Source organism: Coprococcus sp. AF99-45, from assembly GCF_027663865.1.
Lineage (GTDB): Bacteria > Bacillota > Clostridia > Lachnospirales > Lachnospiraceae > Allocoprococcus > Allocoprococcus comes.
The window spans coordinates 18,744-32,804 of sequence record NZ_JAQDGZ010000003.1; the positions used below are offsets into that span (position 1 = coordinate 18,744).

Consider the following 14,061-nt stretch of genomic DNA (forward strand, 5'->3'; position numbering starts at 1 on the left):
GATGAGCTGTGAGAACACAGACAAAGAGCAGGCAGGAGGAAAGACCGATGAAAATAGTTTTAGATACACATGCACATACCATTGTCAGCGGACATGCATACAATACGATACGTGAGATGGCACAGATGGCGAAAGAGAAAGGACTGGAGGCATTTGCACTGACTGAACATGCACCGCAGATGCCGGGAACCTGTCATGAGTTCTATTTCCAGAATCTGCATATCGTACCGCGTGAAATGTACGGCGTGAGACTGTTCATGGGTGTGGAACTGAATATTATGAATGAAAAGGGAGAGGTTGACCTTCCGGAGAGTACACTTTGTCAGATGGATATTGCAATTGCAAGTATTCATGGACCTTGTTATAAAGGCGAGCGGACGGAAGAGGCAATCACGGCGGCATACCTTGCGGCAATGGAGAATCCGCTGATTCATATTATTGGACATCCGGATGACGGAAGATATCCGGTGGATTATGAACAGCTGGCCAAAAAAGCAAAAGAGACAGGAACCATTCTGGAGGTAAATAACGGTTCGTTAAGACCTGGCGGATTCCGCGTGGATACCAGGAAAAATGATTTAAAAATGCTGGAATACTGTAAGAAATACGAAGTTCCGGTTACGATGGGAAGCGACGCACATATGGATGTAGATCTTGCAGATTACAGTTATGCGCTTCCGGTGATCGAGGAGAGTCATTTTCCGAAAGAACTGATCGTTAATACTTCTGCAGAGCTTCTGAGATCATGTATTCGGTATAAACGGAATATGTGGAAACAGAAAAAGTGAATTGTTAATACGTCACTTACGTTAAAAAAGCCTGGATGAAAGATAGAGAAAAGACTTGATATCTAGTTTTTAATACTATATAATATCTATATTGAGGTGAAAAAGAATGACGATAAATACGGAAGATTTATTAAACAGTATCCTGGAAAGTGTCGGCGGAATTGATTATATTCATCCGGTAGATATTCCGAATATAGATTTATATATGGATCAGGTAACAACTTTTATGGAGGAACAGCTCAGTTCGACGAAGCGTTATGAGGATGATAAGATCCTGACGAAAACGATGATCAATAATTATGCGAAAAACAATCTGCTTCCGCCTCCGAACAAGAAAAAGTATTCCAAAGAGCACCTTCTGGTTTTAATTTTTGTCTATTATTTTAAGAACCTGCTCTCAATCAAAGATATTGAGATTTTGTTAAAGCCACTGACAGACAAATATTTTGCTGTGGATTCGGAATTTGACATGGAAAGTATCTATGAAGAAGTCTGTAAGATGGAAAAAAGCAGGATCGGAGAGTTGCAGGATAGTATTCGTAAGGCGTATGAGACTGCTGAGCATTCTTTTGTATGTGTGGATGATGAAGAAAGAGAACAGCTTCAGAAGTTTGCCTTTATCTGTAATCTCAGTTTTGATGTGTATGTGAAAAAGCAACTGATTGAAAAAATGGTGGACGAACTTCCAAAGCCGGATAAGAAAAAATAAAAGCGTTAGCTTTTTTAAGAAGAATAAAAAAAGGAACGGATTTCAGATTTTGAAATTCGTTCCTTTTTGCTATTATGTGTTTGGCAATAGCTGTTACTACCAACTCCTGCCGGTGTCTGTAAAATTAAGATTCGGATTCTTCAGCCCCTGCCTGAAGTCTCTCAAATACCATATCGTATCCATCATTACCATAATTAAGAGAGCGGTTTACGCGGCTGATTGTTGCTGTGGAAGCACCAGTCTTTTCTGCAATCTCCAGGTATGTTTTCTGATCACGTAGCATCTTAGCTACTTCAAAACGCTGTGAAAGCGATAAAAGCTCATTGATCGTGCAGACATCTTCAAAGAATGTGTAGCATTCTTCTCTGCTTTTCAGACTGAGAACGGCATCAAATAAAGAATCGACCGCTTCTGTTCTGATTTTTCTACTCATTATATTATCCCTCCATGACAAATAATCAATAAGAGTGTGACATAAACTGCCCCACTCATTCATACAATGACATATTAGCACATTAAAATTTTAAAGTCCAGATATTTTGCAAAATTTTACAGATAAGAAAAAAGGAGCTGGATTTTTCTATTTTTACGACGAAAAATAGGGACGAGAGATTCTTTGACACCCCACTTTTTTTATAATATAATGATGCAATAGAGCCTCGAGAGAGGAGAAGAAAGAGGAACAAAAATATGAGTATTTATGATACATTAAATGACAGACAGCAGGAGGCTGTTTTCCATACAGAGGGCCCGCTTCTGATCCTTGCCGGAGCAGGATCCGGTAAGACACGTGTCCTTACACACAGGATTGCCTGGCTGATCGATCAGATAGGTGTGAACCCATGGAATATCCTGGCGATCACATTTACGAACAAGGCAGCCGGGGAGATGCGTGAGAGAGTGGATCAGATTGTTGGATTCGGTTCGGAGAGTATCTGGGTGAGCACCTTCCATTCAATGTGTGTGCGGATCCTGCGCAGATATATTGACCGGCTCGGGTATGATACAAATTTTACGATTTATGATGCAGATGATCAGAAGACACTGATCAAGGATGTGTGTAAATATTTGCAGATTGATACGAAAATGTTTAAGGAACGGTCGCTTCTTAGTGCGATTTCTTCTGCAAAAGATGAGCTTGTCACACCGGAAGAGATGACACTTCGTGCGGAAGGGGATTGGGCGAAAAAGAAGATTGCACAGGTTTATACCGAGTATGAAAAGCAGCTGAAAGCTAACAATGCACTCGATTTTGACGATCTGCTTTTAAAGACGGTACAGCTTCTTCAGACACAGCCGGACGTGCTGGAGTATTATCAGGAAAGATTCCGTTATATCATGGTGGATGAGTATCAGGATACGAATACGGTACAGTTTAAGCTGGTAAGCCTTCTTGCCGGTAAGTATCAGAATCTGTGTGTAGTTGGTGATGACGACCAGTCGATCTACAAATTCAGGGGTGCGAATATCATGAATATCCTGAATTTTGAAAAAGAATATCCGAATGCGAAAGTGATCAAGCTGGAACAGAATTACCGTTCCACATCCACAATCCTGAACGCCGCAAATGAAGTGATCCGTCACAATACAGGACGAAAAGAGAAGTCGCTCTGGACCGAGAATGGTGAGGGTGAGAAGATTCAGTTCCGTCAGTTTGATTCTGCTTACGATGAGGCGGATTATATTGTCAGTGATATCAAAGACAAGGTGAACAGTGGAAAAAGAGAATATAAGGATTTCGCTATTTTATACAGAACCAATGCGCAGTCACGTATATTCGAGGAAAAGATGGTGGTATCCAATGTTCCGTATAAGATCGTTGGTGGAGTAAACTTCTATGCAAGACGCGAAATAAAGGATCTGCTGGCATATTTAAAAACAGTAGATAATGGAAAAGATGATCTGGCAGTACGGAGGATCATCAATGTACCGAAGAGGGGAATCGGACTGACAACCATCGGAAGGGTGCAGGATTATGCAACGGAACGGGAGATCAGTTTCTATGAAGCAATCCTGGCTGCAGGATCGGTTCCGGGAATCGGACGTGCGCTTGGCAAAATCGAATCCTTTGCAGCCCTGATTGAACATTTTAAAGCCGAAGGCGAACGCATGAGTGTAGCGGAATTGATGGATGAGATTATCGATGCAACTGGATATGTAGAAGAACTGCAGGCAGATTCTGATGAAGAAGCAGAAAGCCGTCTGGAAAATATTGAAGAGCTCCGGAATAAAATTGTTGCATACGAGGAGTCCTGTGAAGCAGAAGATGAAAAATCGACACTTTCCGGTTTTTTAGAGCAAGTGGCATTGGTTGCAGATATCGACAGTCTTGATGAGGAGACGGACTATGTGGTGCTGATGACTTTACATAGTGCGAAAGGCCTGGAATTTCCACACGTCTATCTCGCCGGCCTGGAAGATGGGATTTTCCCAAGCTATATGACGATCACGGCAGATGATCCGGCAGAGCTGGAAGAAGAGAGAAGACTCTGCTATGTGGGAATTACCCGTGCAAAGGAGAATCTGACGCTGACCTGTGCAAGACGACGGATGGTACACGGTGAGACACAGTATAATAAGATGTCCAGATTCTTAAAAGAGATTCCGCTGAGTCTGCTTTCTACCGGTGCCCTGTTCAAAAAAGAGCAGACAGAGGAGGAACCAAAGGTATCCGCTTACCGTCAGGCAAAGCAGGCATTTGCGACAAAAGCGTTCGCAGCGACAAAGCCTGCACAGCAGTTTACTGTGACCAAGGGAAAAGGTCCGGGATATGATGTGGGGGACAGAGTGCGTCATATTAAGTTTGGGGAAGGCCTGGTGACACAGATCACAGAAGGCGGACGAGACTATGAAGTGACTGTGGACTTTGATACGGCGGGCACGAAGAAGATGTTTGCCATGTTTGCAAAACTGCAGAAAATTGACTAAAATTGCACTATGTGCCTAAGAAACACATTCTTTTTCGTAAAATCTGTGCAATATGGTGGAAATTATGCATGGATTTGTGGTATACTAACTATAAACAATGAGTGAGCCGAAGCAGAGAGTGACGGCAGAAAGGGCGTGTATGGAGATGAACAGAATCGAAGAATTACTTGCAACAACGAAACTCAACGATATGATGCATAAGAAAGATGATGATCAGAAGACAACTATTCTCTGGATTCTTGCAATTATCGGTGCGGTAGCAGCAGTTGCAGCAATTGCATATGCAGTATATTGTTTCTTTACTCCGGATTATCTGGAAGACTTTGAAGAAGATTTTGACGATGATTTCGACAATGATTTCTTCAGTGATGAAGATGAAGTACAGTAATATTAAGAAAGCAGCGAAGGCAGGAATTGTCAAATATTCCTGCCTTTTCTATGTGAGGGTATATAGATAGATGAAAAAAGGACAGATATTAGAAGGATATATAGAAAGGGTAGATTTCCCGAATAAAGGATTTGCCGTGGTAGAGGACGAAGAAAAAAAAGTGATCGTGAAGAATACCGTTCCGGAACAAAAGGTGCGTTTCGCGGTGAATAAGATACGAAAAGGTCAGGCAGAGGGACGGCTTCTGGAAATTCTGGAGCATTCACCGGAAGAATGTCAGCCGGCATGTCCGCATTTTGGAGTCTGTGGCGGATGCACTTATCAGAATCTGCCGTATGAAAAGCAGGTGGAGATGAAGGAAGCGCAGATCCATGCGATGATGGATGCGGCGGTTGATGGTGATTATATCTGGGAGGGTGTTAAAGAAAGCCCGGTCAGAGAGGCATATCGCAATAAAATGGAATTTTCTTTTGGAGACGAATATAAGGACGGACCTCTTGCACTTGGCATGCATAAAAGAGGCAGCTTTCACGATATTGTAAATGTTACAGAATGCAAGATTGTGGATGAGGATTTCAGACGAATTATAAAGGCTGTTCTGGAGTTTGCGACAGATACAGGTCTTCCGTATTATCACAGAATGCGCCATACTGGATTTTTCCGTCATCTTCTTGTGAGAAAGGCAGTTCGCACCGGAGAAATTCTGATTGATCTGGTAACAACATCGGAGGCACGGCTAGATGAAGCCAGACTGGTGGAAAAGCTTACCGGTCTTTCTTATGATGGGAAGCTTGCCGGAATTCTTCATACAACCAACAACAGCCTTGCGGATGTGGTAAAAGATGAAGGAACCAAAATTTTATATGGACAGGATTATTTCTATGAGGAACTTCTGGGACTGAAGTTCAAGATCACACCATTTTCTTTCTTCCAGACTAATTCCCTTGGCGCGGAAGTGCTTTATGAGGCAGCAAGATCTTATATCGGTGAGACGAAAGATAAGGTAATCTTTGATCTCTACAGTGGAACCGGAACGATTGCACAGATCCTTGCACCAGTGGCAAAAAAAGTAGTAGGTGTGGAGATCGTTGAAGAGGCTGTAGAGGCTGCAAAAGAAAATGCTGCTTTAAATGGACTCGATAACTGTACCTTCTGGGCTGGAGATGTGTTGAAAGTAATCGATGATCTGGGTGAAGTACCGGATCTGATCGTATTGGATCCACCAAGAGATGGTGTGCATCCGAAAGCACTGGAAAAGATCATTGATTTTGGTGTGGAAAGAATGGTTTATATTGCCTGCAAGCCGACCAGCCTGGCAAGAGATCTGGAGCTTCTGCAGGGAAGAGGATATCAGGTAGAACGGATTGGGTGTGTGGATCTTTTTCCGGGCACTTATCATATAGAAACTTGTGTTTTATTGTCCAAACTAGGATAAAAGCTGGCAGATTGGTAAATGGTATTCGTAATATTGCAGAAGAGATTGTGTTAAAAGAATTGGTGTATATCTAAAGCATGGAAAGCTCCTTCGGGAGTTTTTGGCTGTTTATAAGATAAATTCTGTCGGAGATTTATTATAAAACATTACTTTACAAGAAGAATAAAAAAGCATATAATTCTTTTATAATATATTTAATAAAAGAGGGTAAGAAAACGGAAAATAAAGATAAAAAAAATATAACAAGAAAAAAAATAATTAATTATGTGCTAAACAATCATGTTACATCCAAGGCGGGAATCGCAAAAGAGTTAAACTTGAGTATGCCGACTGTGTTAGCAAATGTGAATGACTTGTTAGAAAAAAGGGTGTTGGAAGAAACTGGGGAATATGCTTCAACCGGTGGAAGGAAGGCAAAAAGTATAGGGATTAATAAGTCATACTGTCATGCAATGGGAATTTTGATTACAGCGAATCATATAGAAATGGTATTAGTAAATCTTGGAGATGAGATTATAAAAAAAGATCGCATCCGTTTAAAATTTACGGCAGAATTATCCTATTGTACAGAGGTGGCACAAAAGGTCAAAACTTTTCTTGAAGGCGAATTAGCGAAGGATACGCTACTTGGGATTGGAGTGGCGATTCCAGGAATTATTGATCAGAAAGAACGGATCGTTTTAAAATCCCATGCTTTAGGTATAGAGAATTATAGTCTGCGCTTTTTAGAGCAGGCTCTGGAAATTCCAGTATATTTTGAAAACGATGCTAATGCTGCAATGCTTGCAGAAAAAAAGCAAAAGTATCCAAATGCGATATATCTGTCTTTAAACCACACCTTAGGAGGTGCATTCTGCATAGATGGAAAGCTGTTTCGAGGGCAAAACCAGAAAGCAGGGGAGTTTGGTCACATGATACTCGTTCCCGGTGGAAGAAAGTGTTATTGTGGTAAATCAGGATGTGCAGATGCATATTGTGCTGCAAGTGTACTGACACAAGATAACAGGCAGTCACTGGATGCATTTATGGAAAAAATTGAAAGTGGTGATGAAAAAAATTTGCAGATATGGAATGAGTATCTGGATCATCTTGCTGTTTTGATATCAAATCTGCGGATGGCATATGATATGGATATCATACTAGGAGGTGATGTGGGAGGTGTATTGTCAGATTATATGATACCACTGGGAGAAAAAGTGATGGCATATAATGGCTTTGAGCATGATGTTTCATACTTGAAAAATTGTTCGTATAAGAAAGAAGCGTCGGCTGTTGGAGCCGCGAAATACTTTTTTACAAAACATATGGTAGAATTGTAAATTTTTTGAACGAAGATAAGCAGTACACCGCATCTGGTGCGTAGGGTAAGGGGATGTTTAGTCTGTTGGAGTTAAAAGCTCCCACTGACAGGTTGCAAAGCGAATCCGGATGTCCGCTTTATATGTGTGAAAAACGAGAAGTTGTGTAAAATTAAAAAAAGATATTATAGTAAAAAACGGAAAGAAAACAGTAACTACGGTTTTCTTTCCGTTTTTTTGCGTGTTAATTGTGAAAAATATACAAAAAATGTGTTTTGAAATTATGAAATATATAAAAATATGAAAAAACATATTGACAAATTGCGTTTACATTGTAATAATATAATTACTTTAATAAAACATTTTATAAAACATAAAACAAAACAACATGAAAGGGAGGAAACAATTATGTTACAGCAGGTAATGACAAATCCAGGAGAAATTATTTTCAGAGAGGTTCCGGTTCCGGAGGTAAAGGAAAATCAGGTGTTGGTAAAGATTATGAATATTGGTGTTTGTGGATCAGATATTCATGTTTATCATGGAAAACATCCGTTTACAAAATATCCGGTAACACAGGGACATGAGGTTTCCGGTGAGATTACAGAACTTGGAAAAAATGTCACAGAGTTTCATGTGGGACAGAAGGTGACGATAGAGCCTCAGGTATATTGTGGACATTGCTATCCATGTCGTCATGGAAAGTATAATCTCTGTGAGGAATTAAAAGTAATGGGATTTCAGACGACAGGAACAGCATCTGAGTATTTTGCAGTGGATGCATCTAAAGTAACACCGATTCCAGAAGATATGTCCTATGAAGAAGGAGCTATGATCGAACCTCTTGCCGTGGCAGTTCATGGTGTAAAACAGATGGGCGATGTGGCTGGCATGAATATTGCAGTCCTTGGCGCAGGACCGATCGGAAATCTCGTGGCACAGGCAGCAAAAGGAATGGGGGCAGCGAAAGTGATGATCACAGATATCAGTGATCTTAGACTGGCAAAGGCAAAAGAATGTGGAATTGATGTGTGTGTGAATACCAAAAATAAAGACTTCGGTGCGGCAATGCTCGAAGCATTTGGACCGGACAAGGCGGATGTGATCTACGACTGTGCCGGAAACAATATCACAATGGGACAGGCAATTAAATATGCAAGAAAAGGAAGCACGATTGTACTGGTGGCTGTTTTTGCAGGAATGGCAGAAGTAGATCTTGCAGTGGCAAATGACCACGAACTTGACATTAAGAGCACGATGATGTACCGCCATGATGATTACATAGATGGAATCAGACTGGTAAATGAGGGCAAAGTTCATTTGAAACCGCTCATCTCAAAGACATTTGCTTTTAAAGATTATCTGAAAGCATACCAGTATATTGATGATAACCGCGAGACAACGATGAAAGTAATTATCAATGTCAGTGAAAAGTAAGGAGTTCGTATGGAAAATAAATATGGAATTGTCGGAGTTGCCCATGTCGGGCTTCCGACAAACGATTTACAGAAAACAGTTGAGTTTTATAAGAGTCTTGGATTTGAAGTGATTATGCAGTCTTATAATGAAAAAGCAGGGGAAAAAGTGGCATTTTTACAGATAAAAAATTACTGTATAGAGACTTTTGAAAATGGGCAGGCGGCAATGTCAGACGGTGCATACCAACATGTTGCACTTGATGTGGAAGACATTGAAAGTATGTATCAGAAAATCTGCAATGAAAAATACACAATTATTACAGACGGAATCGAAGAACTACCATTTTGGGAAAATGGTGTGAAGTTTTTTATGATTAAGGGACCAAATGAGGAAAGAATAGAATTCTGTCAGAAACTCTGATAAAAATAGGAGGGACATATGGGAAGCGAAAACAAAAATGGAAAAGTACCGCTGATCAGTAAGATTGCATATGGGTTTGGTGATGTTGGATGTAATTTCAGCTGGATGTTTGTCAGTAATTTTCTGATGATATTTTATACAGACGTGTTCGGAATCAGTATGGCGGCTGTTTCAGCACTTATGCTTTTTTCAAGATTCTGGGATGCAATCAATGATCCAATCGTCGGGGGACTTACGGATAAAACAAAATCGAGATGGGGACGGTACCGTCCATGGCTGTTAGTAGCGGCACCAATTACAGCGATTCTTCTTGTTATGACATTCTGGGCAAGACCCGACTGGCCGCAGAATGGAAAGATCATTTATATGGTAATTACATATTGTCTGCTGGTTTTGGGGTATACCTGTGTGAATATTCCATATGGAACCTTGTGTGGTGCTATGACACAGGATATTGATGAACGTGCAAAAATAAATACATCCCGTTCGGTTGCAGCGATGATTGCAATTGGTGTGTTAAATATTATCACAGTTCCACTGCTCAGCAAATTCGGCAGTCATAGTGCAAAGACAGGATATCTGACGGTTGCGGTCATATATGGATGTATTTTTACAGCCTGTCATTTCTTCTGCTTTGCGAAGACGAAAGAGGCAGTGATCACTCCGGAAAAAGAAAAAATTTCTGTAAAGGTTCAGTTGAAAGCAGTCATGCAGAACAGACCATATCTTCTTGCATTGGTAGGACAGATATTATTTGGATTTACATTATATGGTAGAAACGCAGATATTCTGTATTATTTTACATATGTGGAAGGGAATGCCTCCTGCTACACAACTTATTCGATGTGCATCATTATTCCTTCTATCATCGGGGCAGCCTGTTTTCAACCAGTATTCCGCAAGTTGAATAACAAAGGAAGAACAGCATCTCTCTTTGCTTTATTTACAGGAATTTCAATGTTGTTTATGTTTTTCTTCAATGCCAAAGAATCACCAGCTATTTTTTATGCATTATCTGGTCTCACACAGTTTTTTTTCTCTGGATTTAATACCGCAATCTATGCAATTATTCCAGACTGTGTGGAATATGGGGAGTGGAAAACCGGACTTAGAAATGATGGTTTTCAGTATGCATTTATTTCACTTGGAAATAAAATCGGAATGGCAGTTGGAACAGCACTTTTAGCAGGATTACTTGGAAAATATGGTTATATTGCAAATCAGACACAAAATGCAACTGTACTTTCAATTATGAAACATGCATTTACGACGATTCCAGGCGCACTTTGGATTGTGACTGCGGTTGTATTATTTTTCTACCGGTTAAATAAAAAACGTTATAACGAGATTGTGGAGGAACTGAAAAATGGAAGAAAAAGTTGATATCGTGGCATTGGGTGAATTGTTGATTGATTTTACGGAAGCAGGACACAGTCAGGATGGGAGAAAATTGTTCGAACAGAATCCCGGCGGTGCTCCGGCAAATCTTCTAACCGTTGCAAGCCACTTTGGGTATCGCACATCTTTTATTGGAAAAGTTGGAAACGATATGCATGGTAAATTTTTAAAGAAGACATTGCAAAAGGAAGGAATCAATACAGATGCTATTGTCGAAGACCCGGGTTATTTTACAACGTTGGCATTTGTGGAAATCGGTGAAAATGGAGAACGGAATTTTTCTTTTGCAAGAAAACCGGGTGCAGATACACAGTTAAAAAAAGAAGAACTGGATCAGACATTAATTTCAGGTTGTAGAATTTTTCATTTTGGATCATTATCGTTGACAGATGAACCGGCAGAAAGTACAACGATTGAAGCGGTAAAAATGGCAAAAGCAGCGGGTGCACTTATTTCCTATGATCCAAATTATCGCCCGTCTCTTTGGAAGAGCAAAGAGTATGCAGTGAAAAAAATGAGATCTGTTATAGAAATGGTAGATGTCATGAAGGTATCGGATGAAGAGGGTACTCTGTTGACAGAGGCGAAAAGTTATGAGCAGGCTGCAGATCAACTCCTTGCCATGGGACCAAAGCTGGTTGCCATTACATTGGGAGAACAGGGCGTTCTTATGGCAACAAAAAGCAGAAAAGAAATCATCAAAGCATTTCAGATACATGCGGTCGACACGACTGGGGCAGGTGATTCATTTTGGGGAGGCGTATTATGCAGTCTCCTTTCTATGAATAAGAATGTTGAAAAAATGGAATGGGAAGAAATCAAAAAGTGTGCTGTTTTGGGAAATGCAGTTGCTGGATTGTGTGTACAAAAGAGAGGTGGAATCCCTGCGATTCCGACGAAAGAGACAGTGTTTGAATTTATGCAGAAATAATGAATGTATATGAACAAACTCGGGGCTGTAAAAATTCCCCTATTTTTAATAATGATATAAGCAGGAAAACTTTCAAGATTGCTTCTGCCTGCATTTTTATGTAAATTACGAATAAGTTTTATTCCTTGGGTTCTTCTCTCCACATACATAATGCCATAAGCATTGGTATCAGAGATTTCCACTTTTCAGTAAGACTATGGTCATCTTTGTCATCATCCTTGTAATCAAGAAGATACCCATCGTATAGACGCTCCTTATCATTCAATTGACCATTAGTAAAAAAATCAGTAGCATAGAGCGTTAATGATTATTAGGATGAAAATACTTTCTACCAAAAGTGATAGTAAAGCAACGGCGGACAAATTGTCCGCCGCAAAATTATGCCTGTTTTGTTAAAGAACTTGATATCTGTTGTCCAAGAAAGGAACCAACTTGTGGATATAACTCCTGAGAAAGACGGAACTTTATATAAGGATTATTTCTATTATGCCTGCAAACATCGTCGCCTGGTAGATGGTCATAAATGTGGATATCGTAAACAATGGAGTGAGGAGAAGATTAACAATGCAGTGGAAGAAGTTATTCGGAAGCTGGTGAAGAATCCTAAATTTGAAGAAGCAATTCTGAATAAAATCGGTTCAAGAATAGATACAGAAGAAATAGAAAAAGAGATTGAAAGACTGGAAAAACAGCACAGGCAGCTGACCGGAGCAAAAGGAAGACTTGGACAGCAGATGGATAGCCTGGATATCATGGATAAATTTTATGAGAAGAAATATCAGGATATGGAGACAAGGTTATACCATCTGTATGATGAAATTGAAGGCGTGGAGAACAGTATAGAAGAAGTTAAGAATCGCCTGCTGAATATCCGGCAACAGAAAATATCAGAAGAAAACGTCTATCAATTTCTTTTATATTTTGATAAACTATATGATAAGTTCACCGACCTGGAGAAGAAAGAATTTCTTAACAGCTTTGTGGAACAGGTGGACATTTATGAGCAGGAGCAGCCAGATGGCAGATTCCTGAAGCACATAAAGTTCCGTTTTCCGGTGTATTTTGGAGACAGGGAGACACAGGAACTTTGTTGGGACAACGAAAGTACCGTTGAGACAATATGTTTATTGTCCAAACTCCACTAAGCGAAGCATCATGTGAATGTGAGACTTGACATGGACGAGATGGATTTAACGGCGGCTGAGAGGCGCTAAAGGTCCAGGGGACCTTTGCCCAGCGCGGACCGAAGCGGAGCGTAGACAGTCCGAAGGAGAAAGAAGAGGCAATTATTGGGGCACTGAAAGCATTTCAGATGATTTAAAATCACAAAGAGGAGTGAATTACATGATGTATAATCCACAACTTGATACATTTATCTGCGTTGTAGAAGCTGGAAGTTTTAGTAAAGCGGCAGAAGAATTATATATAAGTGCACCTGCGGTGATTAAACAGATAAATTCTTTGGAAAACAGCTTAAATTTGCAATTATTTGAAAGAACACACAGAGGTCTTATTATTACGGAAGCTGGTAAATCGCTCTATCAGGATGCAAAATATCTGATTCAATATTCAAAAGAATCGTTGATACGGGCGCAGGAAGCAATGAATCATAATGAAGAAATCATTCGTGTTGGAATATCTCCGATGACTCCACCGGAAGTTTTTGTGGAACTTTGGCCTAAGATACAGAAAATATATCCGGAGATGAAGTTTAAATTGATTACATTTGAAAATACACCAGAGAATGCAAGAGAGATACTGGCTAATATGGGAAAGAATATTGATGTGATAGCTGGAATCTTTGATGAAACAATGCTTGAACTCAGAGGCTGTGATGGCACTGAGATTTCAAGAGAACCATTTTGTGTGGCGGTATCAATTCATCACAGGCTGGCAAAAAAAGAAAAAATAACACTTGATGATCTGGCTGGAGAAAATCTTATGCTCATGCGAAGAGGATGGAGTTATTATGGCGATATGCTAAGGGATGATATGATGAAAAATCATCCTGAAATCAATATTGTAGACTTTAATCTGTACAATGTAGAAGCATTTAACCGATGCGAAAACAATAATGAGGTATTACTGGCATTCAAGAGCTGGGAAAGTGTTCATCCACTGATCAGAATCATTCCAGTAGAGTGGGATTATACTATGCCGTTTGGAATTCTTCATTCGAAAAAACCGTCCATTAAGGTTAAGCGGCTGATAAATGCTATTAACAAGGTAAAATAAAAATTGAATACATGCGAGTAGAAACCTAAAGGTTAATACTGAATAACAAAACGAGACTTCTAATGGAGTCTCGTTTTGTTATACTTTAGCTGAAGTGAAAATGGAGGATACT

General features: G+C 40.0%; 12 protein-coding genes and 1 pseudogene. 12 read left to right on the forward strand and 1 reads right to left on the reverse strand.

Translation table 11 applies throughout. The features are described from left to right. Positions 1-47 precede the first annotated feature (47 nt). Entirely contained in the window at positions 48-788 is a 741-nt protein-coding gene (locus tag PGR14_RS03145) for a phosphatase (protein WP_270222963.1), read from the forward strand. Between the two features lie 106 nt (positions 789-894). Next, positions 895-1,497 (forward strand): DUF1836 domain-containing protein, encoded by a 603-nt coding sequence (locus PGR14_RS03150; protein ID WP_195370827.1) that lies wholly within the window; start codon positions 895-897, stop codon positions 1,495-1,497. Positions 1,498-1,621: 124 nt separating this feature from the next. Here the strand turns inward: PGR14_RS03150 and PGR14_RS03155 are convergent, their stop codons facing one another. Next, complete coding sequence (locus PGR14_RS03155; protein WP_022220320.1) at positions 1,622-1,930, reverse strand: YerC/YecD family TrpR-related protein; 309 nt, start codon at positions 1,928-1,930, stop codon at positions 1,622-1,624. Positions 1,931-2,187: 257 nt separating this feature from the next. Between PGR14_RS03155 and pcrA the strand changes: the two genes are divergently transcribed. The 10 genes and pseudogenes from pcrA to PGR14_RS03205 all read left to right on the forward strand — a co-directional run bounded on the left by pcrA (position 2,188) and on the right by PGR14_RS03205 (position 13,949). Beyond that, positions 2,188-4,425: a DNA helicase PcrA gene (gene pcrA, locus PGR14_RS03160; RefSeq protein WP_177999243.1), complete on the forward strand. Its 2,238-nt coding sequence runs from the start codon at positions 2,188-2,190 to the stop codon at positions 4,423-4,425. Positions 4,426-4,570: 145 nt separating this feature from the next. After that, positions 4,571-4,813: a DUF4366 domain-containing protein gene (locus PGR14_RS03165; protein WP_270223027.1), complete on the forward strand. Its 243-nt coding sequence runs from the start codon at positions 4,571-4,573 to the stop codon at positions 4,811-4,813. A gap of 70 nt (positions 4,814-4,883) precedes the next feature. After that, positions 4,884-6,248 carry a 23S rRNA (uracil(1939)-C(5))-methyltransferase RlmD gene (gene rlmD, locus PGR14_RS03170; RefSeq protein WP_270222964.1) on the forward strand — a complete coding sequence of 455 codons (1,365 nt, stop codon included), beginning with the start codon at positions 4,884-4,886 and terminating at the stop codon, positions 6,246-6,248. A gap of 323 nt (positions 6,249-6,571) precedes the next feature. Further along, entirely contained in the window at positions 6,572-7,567 is a 996-nt protein-coding gene (locus tag PGR14_RS03175; protein WP_173699083.1) for an ROK family protein, read from the forward strand. A 387-nt stretch (positions 7,568-7,954) separates the two neighbouring features. Continuing rightward, on the forward strand, positions 7,955-8,983 hold the full coding sequence (locus PGR14_RS03180; RefSeq protein WP_044998589.1) for a zinc-dependent alcohol dehydrogenase: 1,029 nt from the start codon (positions 7,955-7,957) through the stop codon (positions 8,981-8,983). A gap of 9 nt (positions 8,984-8,992) precedes the next feature. Further along, on the forward strand, positions 8,993-9,385 hold the full coding sequence (locus PGR14_RS03185; RefSeq protein WP_008369413.1) for a VOC family protein: 393 nt from the start codon (positions 8,993-8,995) through the stop codon (positions 9,383-9,385). Between the two features lie 18 nt (positions 9,386-9,403). After that, entirely contained in the window at positions 9,404-10,768 is a 1,365-nt protein-coding gene (locus PGR14_RS03190; protein WP_270222965.1) for an MFS transporter, read from the forward strand. Continuing rightward, the gene (locus tag PGR14_RS03195; protein WP_270222966.1) at positions 10,752-11,714 is read left to right on the forward strand and encodes a carbohydrate kinase family protein; all 963 of its coding nucleotides are present in this window, start codon (positions 10,752-10,754) and stop codon (positions 11,712-11,714) included. The genes PGR14_RS03190 and PGR14_RS03195 overlap by 17 nt, the downstream gene beginning before the upstream one ends. Positions 11,715-12,163: 449 nt before the next feature. Continuing rightward, positions 12,164-12,859: pseudogene (locus tag PGR14_RS03200) on the forward strand (recombinase family protein); the annotation flags it as partial. A 199-nt stretch (positions 12,860-13,058) separates the two neighbouring features. Then, entirely contained in the window at positions 13,059-13,949 is an 891-nt protein-coding gene (locus PGR14_RS03205) for a LysR family transcriptional regulator (protein WP_021650489.1), read from the forward strand. The last annotated feature ends 112 nt before the right edge of the window (positions 13,950-14,061 follow it).